Here is a 16,825-nt window from a genome sequence, read left to right as displayed (position 1 = left end):
CGAAACGGTGATCATTATGGGCGCTAGCGCCGCCGCTTACCAATACTTCCGCCGGTCGGCAGAGAAGTCGGGGTTGATCCGTCAGAAGAGGTAACGCGACGGGGGAATGCCGGAGAGGAGGTCCGGCGCCATGGATGGCGCCGGTAGCTCCCAGGGACGGGCTCGGCGCGCCTCCTCGAAGGCATGTCCCCCGTCGCTTCAGCAGCTTGCCGGGCCGAAGCGCAGCCCCTTCATTCAACTTCAGGGCGCATGGCCGGGAACAGCAACACATCCCGGATCGAGGCGCTGTCGGTGAACAGCATCACCAATCGGTCGATGCCGATGCCCTCGCCGGCGGTGGGCGGCAGGCCGTACTCCAGCGCGCGCACGTAGTCGGCGTCGTAGTACATCGCCTCGAGGTCGCCGGCCTCCTTCTCCGCCGCCTGGGCGCGGAAGCGCTCGGCCTGGTCCTCGGCGTCGTTGAGCTCCGAGAAGCCGTTGGCGATCTCTCGCCCGCCGACGAAGAACTCGAAGCGCTCGGTGACGAACGGGTCGCTGTCCTTGCGCCGCGCCAGCGGGCTCACCTCGGTGGGGTAGTCGGTGATGAAGGTCGGGTCCTTCAGGCGGTGCTCGACGGTCTTCTCGAAGATCTCGATCTGGATCTTGCCCAGGCCCCAGCCATCCTTGACGTCGATGTCCAGGCGCTCGGCGATCTGCCGTGCGGCGGCCTCGTCGGCCAGCGCTTCGGCGTGAATGTCCGGGTTGAACTCGAGGATCGAGTCGAACACGCTGATGCGCCTGAGCGGCTTGCCGAAGTCGTATTCGTAGGTCTCGAGCACTTCGCCCTCGGCGCTGCGCACGGTGTTGACCACCGTGGTGGTGCCCAGCACCTTGAGCGCGACGGCGCGCAGCATCTCCTCGGTGAGGTCCATCAGGTCATGGTGGTTGGCGTGTGCCTGATAGAACTCGACCATGGTGAACTCGGGGTTGTGGCGCGTCGACAGCCCTTCGTTGCGGAAGTTGCGGTTGATCTCGAAGACCTTCTCGAAGCCGCCCACCACCAGGCGCTTGAGGTAGAGCTCGGGAGCGATGCGCAGGTACATGTCGATGTCAAGCGCATTGTGGTGGGTGATGAAGGGCCGCGCGGTGGCGCCCCCGGGGATCGGCTGCAGCATGGGGGTCTCGACCTCCATGAAGCCGCGCTCCTCGAAGAAGCGGCGCATGGCGCTGATCACCCCGGCGCGGGTCTCGAACACCTTGCGCGAATCGGGGTTCATGATCAGGTCGACGTAGCGCTGGCGATAGCGCGCCTCCATGTCGGTCAGGCCATGGAACTTGTCCGGCAGCGGGCGCAGGCTCTTGGTCAAGAGCCTGGCCTCCTCCATCATCACGTAGAGGTCGCCCTTGCCCGACTTGTGCACCGGGCCGCGGGCCGCCACGATGTCGCCGATGTCCCAGCCCTTGATATCCTCCAGCACCTCTTCCGCCAGCCCCTTCTTGTCGACGTAGAGCTGGATCGTGCCGGAGGGGTCCTGGATCACCAGGAACGGGCCGCGCTTGCGCATGATGCGCCCGGCCACTGCCGCCGGCCGGTGCAGCGACTCCAGCTCGTCCTTGTCCTTCTCACCCAGCTCGGCCACGAGGTCGGCCGCCAGGCTATCGCGGCGAAAATCGTTGGGGAAGGCGCTGCCGCCGGCGGCATCGGCGCGCTCGCGGCGCGCCGCCAGCTTGGCCCGACGCTCGGCGATCAGACGGTTCTCGTCGGTCTGGGGGCTTTCCGGGGAGGAGCTCTGGTTGGCCATCTCGCTACCTGTTAGCAGTCACAATATGCGGTGTTGTAAACGCGACTAGCGCCGCGCGAGCGAAGCTGAGACAAGGCGCCCCTCAACGCGAGAACGGAGCTGACTGTCGTCAATGAGACTCTCGAGTTGAGGGGCAACGCCGTATCAGCAAGCGCAGCAGGCTATAGCCCCTGCTTCAAGCTGGCTTCGATGAAGGCGTCCAGGTCACCGTCCAGCACCCGGTCGCAGTTGCTGGTCTGCACGCCGGTCCGCAGGTCCTTGATGCGCTGGTCGTCGAGCACATAGGAGCGGATCTGGCTACCCCAGCCGATATCGGCCTTGGAGTCTTCCGCCTCCTGCTTGGCGGCATTGCGCTTCTCCATCTCGTGCTCCCACAGCTTCGCCTTGAGCTGCTTCATGGCGAAGTCGCGGTTGGCGTGCTGGCTGCGCTGGCTCTGGCAGGCCACCACGATGCCGGTGGGCTCGTGGGTGATACGCACCGCGGAATCGGTGGTGTTGACGTGCTGACCGCCCGCGCCGCTGGAGCGGTAGGTGTCGACGCGCAGATCCGCCGGGTTGATCTCGACCTCGAAGCTGTCGTCGATCTCCGGCGACAGGAACACCGAGGCGAATGACGTGTGGCGACGGCCGCCGGAGTCGAACGGGCTCTTGCGCACCAGGCGGTGCACGCCGGTCTCCGTACGCAGCCAGCCGAAGGCGTGGTCGCCCTGCACGTGAATCGTGGCCGACTTGATGCCCGCCACCTCACCGGCGGAGAGCTCGGTGATCTCGGTCTTGAAGCCGTGGTGCTCGCACCAGCGCAGGTACATGCGCAGCAGCATGTTGGCCCAGTCCTGGGCTTCGGTGCCGCCGGAACCGGCCTGGATGTCGAGGTAGGCGTTGTTGGCGTCCATCTCGCCCGAGAACATGCGCCGGAACTCGAGCTTCGCCAGGCTCTCCTGGAGCCCATCGAGCTCCCTCTTCACCTCGGCGACGGTGTCTTCGTCCTCTTCCATCTCGGCCAGCTCGAGCAGGTCGCGGCTGTCCGCCAGGCCCTGGTCGAGTTCGTCGATGGTCTCGACGATGGCCTCGAGGGAGGCACGTTCCTTACCCAGCTTCTGGGCGTACTCGGGGTCGTTCCACACGCCCGGGTCTTCCAGCTCGCGGGTGACTTCCTCTAGCCGATCCTTGCGTTCGGCATAGTCAAAGATACCCCCTCAGGACGTCTGTCCGCTCGGCCAGGTCCTTGATGAGATTGTGAATGGGGTTGGTTTCCAGCATGGGCTCGCTCGCCTGGTTCGCTTGGAGAACGGCTGCCGGGCAGGCCATGGACCCGCCCCGGCAGCGCGGAAAAGGCGACTATTGTAGCCAACTCGGCGCTGCGACGCATCCTCGCCCGCCGCGACCCTCGGCGATGTCCCATCAGCGGACTGGACAAAGTCGCACGTTGCCGCCATGGTTAATTCTACTAAGATCCACTGAATTGACAGTGGAATCACCATCCAATAACAAGATACAAGGAGAAACACGCTGATGGAACTCGCATCTCGCTTGCGCCCTGCGCTCCGCTCCGCCGCCCTCATGGCCAGCCTCGCCGCCCTGCCGCTTCAGGCCGACACGCTGCGTATTGCCATCATGGGCGAGCCCGCCTCCCTCGACCCCCACAAGATCAGCGGCACCTGGGAGAACGACGTGGCGGGCGATCTCTTCGAGGGGCTGGTCACCGAAGCCGCCGATGGGGAGCGCATCCCCGGGGTGGCCGAGTCGTGGGAGATCTCGGAGGACGGCACGGCCTACACCTTCCAGCTTCGCCAGGATGCCCGCTGGTCGGATGGCGAGCCGGTCACCGCCGAGGACTTCGTCTTTGCCTTCCGCCGCATCCTAGACCCCGCCACCGCCGCCGACTATGCCTATCTGCTCTATCCGGTGAAGAACGCCGAGGCGGTCTACGGTGGCGAGGCGGAGCCCGAAACGCTGGGCATCGAGGCGCTCGATGCCCATACCCTGCAGATCACCCTGGAGCGCTCGACGCCCTATTTCCTCGACCAGCTCTCCCACTACACCGCCTATCCCGTTCCCCAGCACGTGGTGGAGGAGCACGGCGACCGCTGGTCGCGGCCCGACAACCTGGTCTCCAACGGCCCGTTCAAGGTCCAGCGCTGGCAGTCGCAGACACGCATCGAGGCGGTACGCAACGAGCACTTCCATGATGCCGACAGCGTCGCGCTCGATCAGGTGATCTACTTCCCCATCGAGGAGCGCAACACCGCCCTCAACCGCTTCCGCGCCGGGGAGATCGACGTGGCGCGCGAGTTCCCGACCCAGCAGTACGGCTGGCTGCAGGACAACCTGCCCGAAGCGACCCACACCGCCCCCTTCCTGGGGATCTACTACTACGTGCTCAACTCCCGCGAGGGTCATCCCACGGCGGATCCGCGCGTGCGCGAGGCCCTGAGCCTGGCCGTGCGGCGTGAAGTGATCACCGAGCAGATCCTGGGCACGGGCGAGGAGCCGGCCTACAGCTTCGTTCCGCCCGGCGTCAGCCATTACGAACCGGCGACGCTCGATTTCGCCGATATGTCCCTGGATGAGCGCATGGCACGCGCCCGCGAACTCATGACAGAGGCGGGCTATAGTCCCGACAATCCGCTCCAGCTCAACCTGCGCTACAACACCAGCGAGGACCATCGCAAGGTGGCCATCGCCATCGCTGCCATGTGGGAGCCACTGGGCGTCGAGGTCGACCTGTTCAACTCCGAGGTCGCCGTGCACTATGCCGATCTCAGACAGGGCAAGTTCGACGTGGGCCGTGCCGGCTGGATCGGCGACTACAACGATGCCCAGAACTTCCTCAGCCTGCTGTAGAGCGGCGTGGCCAACAACTACGGGGCCTACTCCAACGAGGAGTTCGATGCCCTGATGCGCGAGGCCGCCGAGACCCAGGAGCTCGACCGGCGCGGCGAGATCATGACCGAAGCCGAGCGCCTGGCGCTCGAGGACAACGCTACCTTGCCGATCTTCTACTACGTCTCGCGCAATCTGGTGAACCCCGCCCTGCAAGGCTGGGAGAACAACATCGAAGACATCCATCGCTCACGCTGGGTTTCCTTCGAAGATTGATTTTTCTCCATCAAGCCTGACGAGGCCCCGGGCGACCGGGGCCGGGGGATGCCATGCTGCTCTATGTCTTCAAGCGCCTGTTCCAGGCCATTCCCACCCTGCTGATCGTCATTACCCTGTCGTTCTTCCTGATGCACCTGGCGCCGGGAGGACCGTTCGACGGCGAACGCCAGCTGCCGGCGGAGATCGAGGCCAACCTGCGCGCGGCCTACCATCTCGACCAGCCGGTGTGGAAGCAGTACCTGATCTACCTGGGCAACCTGCTGCAGGGCGATTTCGGCCCCTCCTTCCGCTACAAGGATTTCACCGTCACCGAGCTGATCGCGCAGGGGTTTCCGGTCAGCCTCGAGCTCGGCCTGTGGGCCATCGCCCTGGCCATCGCGCTGGGGCTTCCGCTCGGCATCGTGGCGGCGCTGCGACGCAACACGAGCGTCGACTACCTGGTCATGGGCACGGCACTGGCGGGGGTTGCCATTCCCAACTTCGTCATCGCGCCGATCCTCGCCTTGGTCTTCGGCGTGCTGCTGGCGTGGCTGCCGGTGGGCGGCTGGAACGACGGACACTGGCGCAACATGGTGCTGCCGGTGGTGGCGCTGTCGATTCAGCAGATCGCCTACATCGCCCGCATGACCCGGGCCAGCATGATCGAGGTGCTGGGCAGCCACTACATCCGCACCGCCCGCGCCAAGGGCCTGACGGAGCGCGAGGTGATCTGGCGCCATGCGCTGCGCCCCTCCTTGCTGCCGGTGATTTCGTACCTGGGGCCGGCCATCGCCGGGATCATCACCGGCTCGGTGGTGATCGAGCAGATCTTCGGCATCCCCGGCATCGGCCGCTACTTCGTCCAGGCCGCGCTGAATCGGGACTACACACTGGTGATGGGCACGGTGGTGTTCTACGGCATCCTGATCGTGCTGCTCAACCTGATCGTCGATCTCCTCTACTCCGCACTCGACCCGCAGATCCGCTATGACGACTGAACAAACGACCCCCCATCCGGGCGCCGGCGACCTGCCGGTGGGCGCTAGCCTGGGAAAAGACGCCTGGCGTCGCCTCAAGCAGAACCACGCCGCCATGGTCAGCCTGGTGCTGCTGACCGTGATCGCGCTTGCCTGCGTGGCGGGGCCCTGGCTCACGCCCTGGGGGCTCAACGAAGTGGACTGGGCCGCCTTCAACGCACCGCCCAGCCTCGCCGACGGCCATTACGCAGGAACCGATGCCAACGGTCGCGACCTGCTCACGCGAACGCTCTTCGGCGGCCAGATCTCGCTCTCGGTGGCCGTGGTGGCCACCTTCGTCTCGCTGGTGATCGGCGTGCTCTATGGCGCCGTGGCCGGCTACCTCGGGGGGCGCGTCGACAGCCTGATGATGCGCTTCGTCGACATCATGTACTCGCTGCCGTTCATGTTCCTGGTGATCCTGCTGATGGTGGTGTTCGGCCGCAACATCCTGCTGATCTACGCCGCCATCGGTGCCGTCGAATGGCTCGACATGTCGCGCATCGTGCGCGGCCAGACGCTGGCGCTCAAGCGCCGCGAGTTCGTCGAGGCCGCCCGCGCCCTGGGGGTGAAATCGAGCACCATCGTCACGCGCCACCTGATTCCCAACACCCTCGGTCCGGTGATCGTCTACGTCACGCTCACCGTGCCCAAGGTGATCCTGCTGGAGAGCTTCCTGTCGTTCCTGGGGCTCGGGGTGCAGGAGCCGATGACCAGTTGGGGCGTGCTGATCAGTGAAGGCGTGGACATGATGCAGAGCGCCCCCTGGATGCTGCTGGTGCCATCGACCTTTCTTGCGCTCACCCTGCTGTGCCTGAACTTTCTCGGTGACGGGCTGCGTGACGCCCTCGACCCTCGCACTCGCTAAAGGAGGCCTGCATGTCTCAGCCATTACTGGAGCTCGATCACCTGCAGGTCGACTTCGCCCTGCCCCACGGGAAGGTGCCGGCGGTCAAGGAGGTGAGTTTCTCTCTCGCCGAAGGCGAGACCCTGGCGCTTGTGGGGGAGTCCGGCTCGGGCAAGTCGGTCTCCTCCACGGCCATCCTGCGCCTGCTCCCGGAGTTCGCCTCGACCCGCGGCGCCATCCACTGGCACGGTCGCCAGGGCCGGGAGGAACTGCTCGACGTCCCCCTCCGGCGCATGCGACACATCCGCGGCAATGAGATCTCGATGATCTTCCAGGAGCCGATGACCTCGCTGAACCCGCTGCAACGGATCGGACACCAGGTGCGCGAGGTGCTCGACAAGCACACCACGCTGCGCGGCCAGGCGGCGAAGCGGCGAGTGATCGAACTGTTCGAGCAGGTCGGCCTTCCCGAGCCGGAGCGGCGCGCGTCGAGCTATCCCCATGAGCTCTCCGGCGGCCAGCGTCAGCGCGTGATGATCGCCATGGCGCTGGCCTGTGAGCCGCGGCTGCTGATTGCCGATGAACCCACCACGGCGCTGGACGTCACCGTCCAGGCGCAGATCCTGACGCTGCTCAAAGACCTGCAGCGGCAGTACGGCATGGCCATCCTGTTCATCACCCACGACCTGGGCATCGTCCGGCACTTCGCCGACCGCGTCTGCGTGATGCGCCATGGCGAGGTGGTCGAAAGCGCCCCGACCCGGGAGCTGTTCGCCTCCCCCCGCCACGACTACACGCGCATGCTGATCGACGCCGAGCCGCACGGACGCAAGGCGCCGGTAGCGGAAAGCGCCCCGGTGATCATGCAGGCTCGCGACCTCAAGGTGCGCTTCGCCCTCAAGAAGCGCCTGTTCCGACCCAGCGACTACTTCGAGGCGGTGCGCGGCATCGACCTCACCATTCGCCAGGGCCAGACGGTGGGGATCGTTGGCGAATCGGGTTCCGGCAAGTCGACGCTGGGCCGGGCGCTGCTGAGATTGCTGCAGAGCTCGGGCGACGTGCGCTTCGAGGATACCGACCTGACCCACCTCGACAGCAGCACGTTGCGCCCACTGCGCTCGCGCATGCAAGTGGTGTTCCAGGACCCCTTCGGCTCGCTGTCGCCACGCCTGACGGTGGGCGAGATCGTTAGTGAAGGCCTGCGCGTCCACTATCCGGAGCTGACCCGCCAGCAGCGCATCGCTCGAGTGATCGAGGCGCTGCAGGAAGTGTCGCTGGACCCTGCCACGCGGCAGCGCTACCCCCACGAGTTCTCCGGCGGCCAGCGCCAGCGCATCGCCATCGCCCGCGCGCTGGTGCTCAAGCCGCGCTTCCTGCTGCTGGACGAGCCGACCTCGGCGCTCGACCGTTCAGTGCAGGCCACGGTGATCGAGCTGCTGCGAACGCTGCAGCAACGCCACGGCCTGACCTACCTGTTCATCAGCCACGATCTCGCCGTGGTGCGCGCGCTGGCCGATACCGTGCTGGTGATGAAGGAGGGACGGGTGGTCGAACAGGGCGCGACCGAGGCCCTGTTCCGCTCCCCCCGCGAAGCCTATACCCGCGAGCTAATACATGCGGCTTTTCTCACCGAGGCAGCCTAGCAGCCCAACGCACAAGGCCCGGCAGTGCCGGGCCCGGGGAGTATCAACCTCGGAGAGTTTCGATACGATCAGAAGCGGTAGGTCAACTGAGCACCGAAGCCATGGGCTTCGTTCTTGTAGTCGGCAGTGTAGGTCGCACCGCCCAGAGCAGGAGTGGGGCCGCCTGCATCCGGATCCAGCAGATCATCACGAGACTGATCGATCTGTGTTCCTCGCTCGGTCAGGTAGGAGTAAGCAAGATCAATAGTCAGGTTCTCCATAGGCGTCCAGCCAGCGCCAACTGAGAAGATGCGGCGATCGTCGGAGGGAATCCGCACACTACGGTACTCATCGCTTGTCGGTGTAAAATCGAGCGTAACGCCAGCGCGTAATACCCACTGGGGGTTGAGCTGATACTCGCCGCCAACACCATAGGCCCAGGCATTCGAGTAATCCTGAGTCTCTTGGGTAATCGTCTCACCTTCATTGTTGGTCACGTGAATCTGATCGAAGCGACTCCAACGCGTCCAAGAGGCGCCCAGCATGAGCTTGAGCCTGTCGCTCATCTGTTGAGTGATCGAGAAATTGACTGTTTCTGGGGTGATCAGGTCCAGTTGAGCATTATCAGCCCGGATCACCTCTCCTGCCGGATCGTAAGCGCGGAAATCGCCCTCAAGTGTATATTCGACCTTGGAGCGATAGGTTAGGCCTAGAGTGGTTTCGGGCACCGGCTGATAGATCACGCCAAGATTATAACCCCAGCCGTCATCATCTCCATCCACGCGAGAGTCGATATCGTTCTCTGGACTGAAGGTTGCTTCGGAAGGTAATTGCCGACGAAGTTCACCTTCGACCCGGTTATAGGTAATGCCGGCCCCGATGGACCACTGGTCGTTGAAACGATACGACACTGTCGGTTGGGCACTGACGACACGCACTTCGGTATAGTCCCCGAAGTAGCGTCCTTGAAAATCGTCCTCGTAATCTGTCATGGAACCAAAGGGAGCATACACACCAAAACCGAAGGCCAGCCGCTCATTGACGGGATGCGCATAGAAAGCGAAGGGAATCAGTTTGCCCGGCACCATATCCCCGTCGTTGCCTCCTGGAATTTCACCTACAGGTACCTGTATTCCAGCCGGTACTCCCATAGCCGGCGGAAGCGCAGCCCCATCTAGGGTTCGGTTTGCTTCTACGTTGCTAACCTCGCTGTTGACGTTCAGATAGGTCCCGCCGGCGGTCAGCTGCGCGCGGTCGAGGAAGGACATGCCCGCCGGGTTGCCGAACACGATGGTGGCGTCGTTGACGTTGGAGCTCCGACCCGCGTGGCCATAGCCCTGGCCGCTGACACTCTGCTCGTTGATCTGATAACCGCCGGCGTTGGCCTGGCTGGTGAAAGCGGCAGCCGCGATGGCCACGGCCCAGGTGATCTTGTTGAACTTGTTCTGCATGGTCTCGACGTCCTCTATCCAGATGCGAGCTGGAGCTGTTTATGAGTTCCGCCCTCGCCGGAGCGGTGCCCTACCCGGTCAGTTTTCGCCAAACATCCGTTTGGATCAAGGCCAAACGTTCGTTTTAATACGAGAAATCCTCATCCTTTAGTTCTATTCCAGCGTAAGCCGTTGAACTTTTCCCTTGTGCGAAGCAACACGCCTACCCTGCAAGTGAGCGTCGCTGGCGAACGAACAGCGCCTGCTAAGCTGAAAACATTATGGTTGCAGGAGAAAACGCCATGCCCAAGCTCAACGGCGTTCTCGAAACCGCGCTCTACGTCGACGACATGGATCGGGCGCGGGTCTTCTTCGAAGGCGTGATGGGTCTCGAGCCCTTCAACGCCGACCACCGATTCACCGCCTACGACGCCGGCGCCGGCTCGGTGCTGCTGCTGTTCCTGCAGGGCGAGACGCTGGAGACCGTGGTGCTGCCCCACGACATGGGCACCATTCCGCCCCACGATGGCAAGGGGCGGGTGCATCTCGCCTTTGCCGTCTCGGCCCGCGAACTACCCGCCTGGGAGCGCCAGCTCGACGACCACGGCATCGCGATCGAGGGCCGCACCCATTGGCCTCGCGGCGGCGAAAGCCTCTATTTTCGCGATCCCGACGGCCACCTGATCGAGCTAGCGACGCCCGGCGTCTGGCCTAATTATTAGGAAACCCCCATATAGCGGCCGGGCTTGTGGTTAAGGGCAATGATCAGGTTCAGCGCCACGGCGCCGAGCACCGAGAGCCAGACCCGCTCCGGCGGCAGCACCAGGAAAGCGGCGAGCATGATCAGCCCGTCGATGCCGAGCTGCACGTAGCCGGCACGCAGGCCGTAGCGGCCCTGCAGGTAGAGCGCCAGGATGTTGATACCACCGAGGCTGGTGCGGTGGCGAAACAGCACCAGCATGCCGATGCCGATCAGGCTACCACCCATCAGCGAGGCGTAGAGCGGGTTCAGGCTGTCGAAGGCGACCCACTGGCCGGTCAGCTCGGAGAACAGCGACACCAGGGCGATGGCGACGAAGGTGCGCAGGGTGAACGACCAGCCCATGCGCTTCACCGCCAGGTAGTAGAACGGCAGGTTGATCAGGAAGAACCATACCCCGAAGCGCCAGCCGCTGGCGTACTGCAGCAGGAAGGCCATGCCGGCGGTACTGCCGGTGAGCAGCAGCGCCTGGGTATAGAAGGCGACGCCGAGGGCGACGAACAGCGTGCCCACCAGCATCGCCATCACGTCCTCGTAGGGGCGATGGGGATCGGTGGGGAGATCTTGTGGATCCATTCACGATTCCTTGGGAGGCGGGCATCGCGCCCGAACGGCCCGGATTCTAGCGGGTCGGGCCAGGGAAATCATTGATCTCACTCACCTGTACGCGAGGCACGCTTCAACCGCGACGCGGCTCGGCATGTTCGATCATCAGCTGCAGCGACTCCTGCCCCCGCCAGCGGTTGCGGTTGAGCCGATAGGCGCAGCGCAGCCTGTCACCCAGACCAAAGGCGGGCAATTCTCCCGGCGTGAGGGCACGAAACCAGATCGCCTTGAGACTCGCCGCACCGGCCGACAGCGTCATCGACAGATGAGTGCCATCGGCCCCCACCGAACGCAGCGACTCCACCAGGAACTCCCCTTCGAATAGCGGCGCGTCGAACTCGCGCCCGTAGGGGCCCAGCGCCTCCAGCTCGAGCAGCGTGGACAGCCGGAACTGCTCGGGCATGAGCGTCCCGTCGGTGAACACTTGGGGAAACAGCTCGAGCCCGACCAGCTGCTCGCCTACGGCCTGCAGAAAGGCGACACGGAAAGCCTCGAACCGCTCCACCGGCACGCCGACCCCGGCCGCCCCGCGATGGCCACCGAAGCGCGGCAGCGCCTCGGGCGCCAGCTCATGGGCGCGCTGCAAGGCGTCGCGCAGGTGCAGCGCCTCGATGGAGCGCCCCGAGCCGGTGAGCATGCCGGGCGCCGCGGCCGGCGTCAGCACCAGCGCGGGGCGTCCGAAGGCCTGCACCAGCCGCGAGGCAACGATGCCCTGCACGCCGGGATGTCCGCTTTCGAGGTAGACCACCAGCGCCGGCAGATCGGCCTCGATCTGGGGCAGGGCCAGGGTGCGCGCCTCCTCGACCATCTCCGCTTCGATCACCTTGCGCGACTGGTTGTCCTCGTCCAGCGTCTGCAAATGGCGTATCGCGGTGGCATCGTCCGCCGCCAGCATGAAGTGCAATGCCGCGTAGGGGTCGTCGAGGCGGGAACGGGCGTTGATGCGCGGCCCCATCTGGAAGGCCAGCGTCTCGGCGGAAAACGGCACGCTGTCCTCGCCCAGGCGCGTGGCCATGGCGCGCCAGCAGGCCGCCTCCATGCGGTTGATCAGCGCCAGGCCGTGGCTGACCACCGCGCGATTGGCCGGGCTCGCCCCCAGCGACACGCAGTCGGCCACGGTGCCCAGCGCCACGTAGGAGAGCCAGGCGGAGAGCTTGGGCGTCGCCTCGGGGATCACGCCCCATTCGATCAGTACGCTGCGCGTGAGCGACATGACCAGCCAGGCGACCATGCAGCCGGCGATAGTACGGTCGGGATACCGGCAGTCGCTGCGCGTGGGATTGACCACGGCATGAGCCGAGGGCGGAGGCCCCTCGATAGGCAAGGCGTGATGGTCGCTCACCACCACGTCGATGCCTTCCGCCTTGAGCCGGGCGATGCGCGGTTCGTCGGAGCTGCCGCAGTCGGCGGTGATCACCAGCGTCGGCCGCGGCGAGAGCCCGAGCGTGCGCTCCACCAGCGGCAGGCTGATGCCGTAGCCGTCGTGGATGCGGTGACCGATCAGGCTGTGCAGGCGCGACTCCGGCACGCCGAAGAGTTCCACCAGGGTGCGCCGGATCACCACGTGGGAGGTGATGCCATCGACGTCGTAGTCGGTGAGGATGCCGATGTGTTCGCCCTCGGCCACGGCGGTGGCGATGCGCTCGGCGGCGCGGCGGCCGTCGGCCAGGCGCTCCGGGTGTTCGAGGTAGCGCAGGCTGGGCTGGGTCAGCGGTGCCAGTTCGCCTTCGTAGTCGGCCAGGCGGCCGGCCAGCACGCGGGCCTGCAGCTCGCTCAGCCCCTCGGCGCGGGCGCGGGCGTAGAGTGCGTCGTTGCGCGGACGCGGCAACAGTCGCGGCTTGAGTCGGGCGTGCAGGTCGGGCGGCGCGGTCACGTCCAAGCGTGGCTCCTCTGGTTCGCATCCGATGGTACAAGGCGATGGAAACGGCGTGCCGAGCGAAGGGCGCCGAGGACAAGCCGAAGAGGGGGCCTTTTGCCATGGATGGCAAAAGTAGCGCCCAGGGAAGGGTTCACAGCACCCCCTCGTAGGCCTGTCGCCGGATCAGCCCTGAGCGGGCATCTGGCGCCAGCGGCATAGAGGCTTCCCGAGGCCTTTCCCCAGCGCCCTCGCCTTAGCTTCGGCCTTCCATTCTAGCGCCGGTTTTCGGCCACGAACGCCTGCACCTTCGCCAGCTCCGCCGGCAGCACGGTATAGCGCTCCTCACGTTCGAGCAGGTCGTCCATGTGCGGCGGCAGCGGCACGCCGGGGAAGCCCGCCTTGACCACCGCCTCGGCGAACTTGGCCGGGTGGGCCGTGGCCAGGGTGATCATCGGCGTCTCGGCGTCGGCCCGGGCCCGCTCGGCGGCGCGGTAGCCAGTGGCGGTGTGGGGGTCGAGCACTTCCTTGGTGCGGTGGTGCGCCTCGCGGATCACCTCGAGGATGGTGGCATCGTCGACGCTGTGGCTCGAGAAAAGCTTACGCAGCCGGGCCAGGGGGGCATCCGCCAGGGCAGTGGGCTCCTGCTGGAAGCGCTCGAGCAGCGCCGCCACGGCGGCACCGTCACGCTCGTAGGCCTCGAACAGCAAGCGCTCGAAGTTGGACGACACCACGATGTCCATGGAGGGCGCCAGGGTCGCCTTGAGCTCCTGCTTGGAGAAGTCGTTGGCGGCGATGGTCCGGTGCAGGATGTCGTTGGCATTGGTGGCGATGATGAACTGCTTGACCGGCAGCCCCATGCGATAGGCCATGTAGCCGGCGAAGACGTTGCCGAAGTTGGCCGAGGGCACGCAGAAGCTGACCTGACGATGCGGCGCCCCCAGCGCCACGCCGGCGGCCACGTAATAGACGATCTGGGCCATGATGCGCGCCCAGTTGATCGAGTTCACCGCCACCAGGCGCGTGCCGTCGAGGAAGCCCTGGTCGGCGAAGCTCGCCTTGACCATCGCCTGGGCGTCGTCGAAGTTGCCCTCGATGGCGATGTTGAAGACGTTGTTCGCCAGCACCGAGGTCATCTGGCGACGCTGCACCTCGGAGACCCGGTTATGGGGATGGAGGATGAAGATGTCGAGGTTGTCGCAGTGGCGACAGCCTTCGATCGCCGCCGAGCCGGTGTCGCCGGAAGTGGCGCCCATGATCACCGCCCGCTCGCCGCGCTTGGCCAGGAAGTGGTCGAGGATACGGCCGAGCAGCTGCAGGGCGACGTCCTTGAACGCCAGCGTGGGGCCGTGGAACAGCTCGAGCAGGAAGTGGTTGGCGTCGAGCTGGTTGAGCGGCACCACCGCGTCGTGACTGAAGGTGGCGTAGGCGTCGCGCACGATGCCGCGGAGGGTCTCGTCGTCGATCTCGCCGTTGACGTAGGGCTTCATCACGCGGAAGGCGATCTCGGCGTAGGAGAGCCCGGCCATGCCGGCGAGTTCTTCACGGGAGAGCTGCGGGATGGTCTCCGGCACGTAGAGGCCGCCGTCGCTGGCCATGCCGGTCAGCACGACCTCTTCGAAGGAGAGCGCAGGCGCCTGCCCGCGGGTACTGATATAACGCATGCCCTTACTCCTGCTCGTCCAGCGACTCGACGCGAATGCGTGTTACCGGTCCGGCGATGTCGGCCATCGACTCGATCTGGCGGATCGCCTCGTTCATGTGCTTCTCGCGGCAGCTGTGGGTCAGCAGAATGATCGGCACCAGCTCGCCTTCGGTGGCCTCCTTCTGAATCAGCGCCTCGATGGAGATGCCCTGCTCGGAAAGGATGGTGGCCACCCGTGCCAGTACCCCGGGACGATCCACCGCCAGCAGCCTCAGGTAATAGGCGGTGACGATGTCCTCCATGGGCAGGATCGGCAGGTTGCCTTCGTCCTCGCCGATGCCGCTGAAGGCCAGGTAGGGCACGCGGTAGTGGTGGTCGGTGGCGATGTCGCGGGCCACGTCGAGCAGGTCGGCGACTACCGCCGAGGCGGTGGGCTCGGAGCCGGCGCCGGCGCCGTAGTAGAGCGTCGGCCCTACGGCGTCGCCCATGATGGCGATGGCGTTCTTGACCCCGTGCACGTTGGCCAGCAGCCGCTCCTTGGGGATCAGGGTCGGGTGCACGCGCAGCTCCAGCCCCGCCTCGGTGCGCTTGGAAATCCCCAGGTGCTTGATGGTGTAGCCCAGGTTGTCGGCCTGCTCGACGTCCTCGGCGGTGACCCGGGAAATGCCCTCGGTGTAGGCCTTCTCGAACTGCAGCGGCACACCGTAGGCGATGGAGGCCAGGATGGTCAGCTTGTGGGCGGCATCGATACCCTCGACGTCGAAGGTGGGATCGGCCTCGGCATAGCCCAGCGCCTGTGCCTCGGCGAGCACATCCTCGAAGGCGCGGCCTTCGCTGCGCATGTGGGTGAGGATGTAGTTGCCGGTGCCGTTGATGATGCCGGCGACCCACTCGATGCGATTGGCACCGAGCCCCTCGCGCAGCGACTTGATCACCGGAATGCCACCGGCCACGGCGGCCTCGAACGCCACGATCACCCCCTGCTCATGGGCGGCCTGGAAGATCTCGTTGCCGTGCACGGCAATCAGCGCCTTGTTGGCGGTGACCACGTGCTTGCCGTTGGCGATGGCGGTGAGCACCAGCTCGCGGGGCACGTCATAGCCACCCAGCACCTCGACCAGCACGTCGATGTCGGGGTTACGGGCCACCTCGAACACGTCGTTGGTGGTCTTGATACCGGTGAGGTCGCACTCCGGGTTGGTGCTACGCAGGGCCACCTGTTCGATGATGATCGGGCGGCCGGCCCGCCGCGCGATCTCGTCGGCGTTGCGCGTCAGTACGTTGAAGGTGCCGCCGCCGACGGTACCCAGACCACAGATTCCCACTCTCACCGGTTTCAATGTCCTGCTCCCCTGATGGTGTCCAATGTCCAGCGTTCTGATTGCGGCCGGCAGTGCTTGAGCTGCCGGCGCTTGTCACCCTGACTACTACTCTGCCAGGCCAAGCATCTCGGCCAGGCGCTCGGCGGGCACGTAGCCCGGCACCAGCTGCCCGTCGGGCAGCACGATGGCCGGCGTGCCCTGGACGCCCAACGCCATGCCCAGATGATACTGTTCCTCGACCGGATTGTCGCAGTCGCCGCTGCCCGACAGCGTCTCCTGGCGCTTGCCGGCGTTCATGGCCTCGCTGCGGTTGTCGGCACACCAGACCTGCTCGAGGATACGCGCCCCCTGGGAGTTCATGCCGGCACGGGGAAAGGCCAGGTAGTGTACCTCGATGCCCATCTCGTTGAGCGTCGGCACCTCCTCGTGGAGCTGACGGCAGTAAGGGCAGGTGGTGTCGGTGAACACCACCAGCTCGGCGCGGCTGTCAGCGGTGCCGCGGAAGACCACTCGCTCGCTCTCGGGCACCTGGGCGAGCCGCTCGGCGCGCTCGACGTTGCGCGACTGCTCAGTCAGGTTGGTCAGCCCATTCTCGCCGTTCTCGTAGAGATCGCCGACCAGGAAGTAGTTGCCTTCGGCGTCGCTGTAGAATGCCTCGCCGGTTTCCAGGCGCACCTGGTAGAAACCCTCCAGGGGGGTCTCGTGCACGCTGGCCACGGGCATCGGCTGGCCGTTGACCTTGAGGCGCTCGGCAAGCCGCTCGGCACCATCGGCCAGGGCGGCGCCGGGCAGGAGTGCTGCCAGAGGAAGGACCAGGGCAAACAGGGCGCCGGCAGGACGGTGAATGAACTCAATCATGA

At 65.5% G+C, this 16,825-nt stretch carries 14 protein-coding genes; 6 read left to right on the top strand and 8 right to left on the bottom strand.

Translation table 11 applies throughout. The features are described 5' to 3' along the window. Nucleotides 1-230 precede the first annotated feature (230 nt). Together lysS and prfB are read right to left on the bottom strand one after the other, a co-directional pair. Nucleotides 231-1,781, bottom strand: a complete 1,551-nt coding sequence (gene lysS / locus I4484_RS02385; protein ID WP_197449448.1) for a lysine--tRNA ligase — start codon at nucleotides 1,779-1,781, stop codon at nucleotides 231-233. A 161-nt stretch (nucleotides 1,782-1,942) separates the two neighbouring features. After that, a protein-coding gene (gene prfB, locus I4484_RS02380) for a peptide chain release factor 2 (protein WP_197449447.1) occupies nucleotides 1,943-3,041 on the bottom strand; the annotation gives its coding sequence in 2 pieces (ribosomal slippage) (nucleotides 1,943-2,965 and nucleotides 2,967-3,041; 1,098 coding nt in all). 252 nt (nucleotides 3,042-3,293) lie between these two features. Here prfB and I4484_RS02375 point away from each other — a divergent pair. Genes I4484_RS02375 through I4484_RS02360 form a run of 5 tightly spaced genes read left to right on the top strand, consistent with a single transcriptional unit; the run spans nucleotide 3,294 to nucleotide 8,368 of the window. Next, complete coding sequence (locus I4484_RS02375; RefSeq protein WP_234283629.1) at nucleotides 3,294-4,625, top strand: peptide ABC transporter substrate-binding protein; 1,332 nt, start codon at nucleotides 3,294-3,296, stop codon at nucleotides 4,623-4,625. Nucleotides 4,626-4,631: 6 nt separating this feature from the next. After that, nucleotides 4,632-4,880 carry a hypothetical protein gene (locus tag I4484_RS20820; RefSeq protein WP_234283630.1) on the top strand — a complete coding sequence of 83 codons (249 nt, stop codon included), beginning with the start codon at nucleotides 4,632-4,634 and terminating at the stop codon, nucleotides 4,878-4,880. A gap of 53 nt (nucleotides 4,881-4,933) precedes the next feature. Then, nucleotides 4,934-5,860: an oligopeptide ABC transporter permease OppB gene (oppB, locus tag I4484_RS02370; RefSeq protein ID WP_197449446.1), complete on the top strand. Its 927-nt coding sequence runs from the start codon at nucleotides 4,934-4,936 to the stop codon at nucleotides 5,858-5,860. After that, the gene (locus tag I4484_RS02365) at nucleotides 5,850-6,746 is read left to right on the top strand and encodes an ABC transporter permease (protein ID WP_197449445.1); all 897 of its coding nucleotides are present in this window, start codon (nucleotides 5,850-5,852) and stop codon (nucleotides 6,744-6,746) included. Before oppB ends, I4484_RS02365 begins: the two co-directional genes overlap by 11 nt. A gap of 11 nt (nucleotides 6,747-6,757) precedes the next feature. Beyond that, on the top strand, nucleotides 6,758-8,368 hold the full coding sequence (locus tag I4484_RS02360; protein WP_197449444.1) for an ABC transporter ATP-binding protein: 1,611 nt from the start codon (nucleotides 6,758-6,760) through the stop codon (nucleotides 8,366-8,368). A 68-nt stretch (nucleotides 8,369-8,436) separates the two neighbouring features. On the opposite strand, the gene I4484_RS02355 is transcribed toward I4484_RS02360, so the two are convergent. Further along, nucleotides 8,437-9,798: an OmpP1/FadL family transporter gene (locus I4484_RS02355; protein ID WP_197449443.1), complete on the bottom strand. Its 1,362-nt coding sequence runs from the start codon at nucleotides 9,796-9,798 to the stop codon at nucleotides 8,437-8,439. Between the two features lie 281 nt (nucleotides 9,799-10,079). Here I4484_RS02355 and I4484_RS02350 point away from each other — a divergent pair, with 281 nt between their 5' ends. Then, nucleotides 10,080-10,499, top strand: coding sequence for a VOC family protein (locus I4484_RS02350; protein ID WP_197449442.1), 420 nt, complete (start codon nucleotides 10,080-10,082; stop codon nucleotides 10,497-10,499). Here I4484_RS02350 and I4484_RS02345 read toward each other — a convergent pair. The 5 genes from I4484_RS02345 to I4484_RS02325 form a co-directional block, all read right to left on the bottom strand. Continuing rightward, the gene (locus tag I4484_RS02345) at nucleotides 10,496-11,113 is read right to left on the bottom strand and encodes a YitT family protein (protein ID WP_197449441.1); all 618 of its coding nucleotides are present in this window, start codon (nucleotides 11,111-11,113) and stop codon (nucleotides 10,496-10,498) included. The genes I4484_RS02350 and I4484_RS02345 overlap by 4 nt on opposite strands. 103 nt (nucleotides 11,114-11,216) lie before the next feature. After that, on the bottom strand, nucleotides 11,217-13,022 hold the full coding sequence (locus I4484_RS02340) for a DHH family phosphoesterase (RefSeq protein ID WP_197449440.1): 1,806 nt from the start codon (nucleotides 13,020-13,022) through the stop codon (nucleotides 11,217-11,219). A gap of 251 nt (nucleotides 13,023-13,273) precedes the next feature. Continuing rightward, nucleotides 13,274-14,662 carry a threonine synthase gene (gene thrC, locus I4484_RS02335; RefSeq protein ID WP_197449439.1) on the bottom strand — a complete coding sequence of 463 codons (1,389 nt, stop codon included), beginning with the start codon at nucleotides 14,660-14,662 and terminating at the stop codon, nucleotides 13,274-13,276. 4 nt (nucleotides 14,663-14,666) lie between these two features. Continuing rightward, complete coding sequence (locus tag I4484_RS02330) at nucleotides 14,667-15,983, bottom strand: homoserine dehydrogenase (RefSeq protein ID WP_197449438.1); 1,317 nt, start codon at nucleotides 15,981-15,983, stop codon at nucleotides 14,667-14,669. A gap of 87 nt (nucleotides 15,984-16,070) precedes the next feature. Then, nucleotides 16,071-16,823: a DsbC family protein gene (locus I4484_RS02325; protein ID WP_197449437.1), complete on the bottom strand. Its 753-nt coding sequence runs from the start codon at nucleotides 16,821-16,823 to the stop codon at nucleotides 16,071-16,073. Nucleotides 16,824-16,825 lie beyond the last annotated feature (2 nt).

This window comes from Halomonas sp. SS10-MC5 (assembly GCF_015992245.1).
Taxonomy (GTDB): domain Bacteria; phylum Pseudomonadota; class Gammaproteobacteria; order Pseudomonadales; family Halomonadaceae; genus Halomonas; species Halomonas sulfidoxydans.
The sequence above is the reverse complement of the archived record's forward strand: the minus strand, read 5'-3'. Positions and strand labels throughout refer to the sequence as shown.

What these genes read in the sequence shown, in the direction of transcription:
- I4484_RS02355 (WP_197449443.1), bottom strand. Translation starts at nt 9,798, where the DNA reads ATGCAGAACAAGTTCAACAAGATCACCTGGGCCGTGGCCATCGCGGCT.
- I4484_RS02350 (WP_197449442.1), top strand. Translation starts at nt 10,080, where the DNA reads ATGCCCAAGCTCAACGGCGTTCTCGAAACCGCGCTCTACGTCGACGAC.
- thrC (WP_197449439.1), bottom strand. Translation starts at nt 14,662, where the DNA reads ATGCGTTATATCAGTACCCGCGGGCAGGCGCCTGCGCTCTCCTTCGAA.
- I4484_RS02345 (WP_197449441.1), bottom strand. Translation starts at nt 11,113, where the DNA reads ATGGATCCACAAGATCTCCCCACCGATCCCCATCGCCCCTACGAGGAC.
- I4484_RS02365 (WP_197449445.1), top strand. Translation starts at nt 5,850, where the DNA reads ATGACGACTGAACAAACGACCCCCCATCCGGGCGCCGGCGACCTGCCG.
- I4484_RS02360 (WP_197449444.1), top strand. Translation starts at nt 6,758, where the DNA reads ATGTCTCAGCCATTACTGGAGCTCGATCACCTGCAGGTCGACTTCGCC.
- I4484_RS02375 (WP_234283629.1), top strand. Translation starts at nt 3,294, where the DNA reads ATGGAACTCGCATCTCGCTTGCGCCCTGCGCTCCGCTCCGCCGCCCTC.
- lysS (WP_197449448.1), bottom strand. Translation starts at nt 1,781, where the DNA reads ATGGCCAACCAGAGCTCCTCCCCGGAAAGCCCCCAGACCGACGAGAAC.
- I4484_RS02325 (WP_197449437.1), bottom strand. Translation starts at nt 16,823, where the DNA reads ATGATTGAGTTCATTCACCGTCCTGCCGGCGCCCTGTTTGCCCTGGTC.
- oppB (WP_197449446.1), top strand. Translation starts at nt 4,934, where the DNA reads ATGCTGCTCTATGTCTTCAAGCGCCTGTTCCAGGCCATTCCCACCCTG.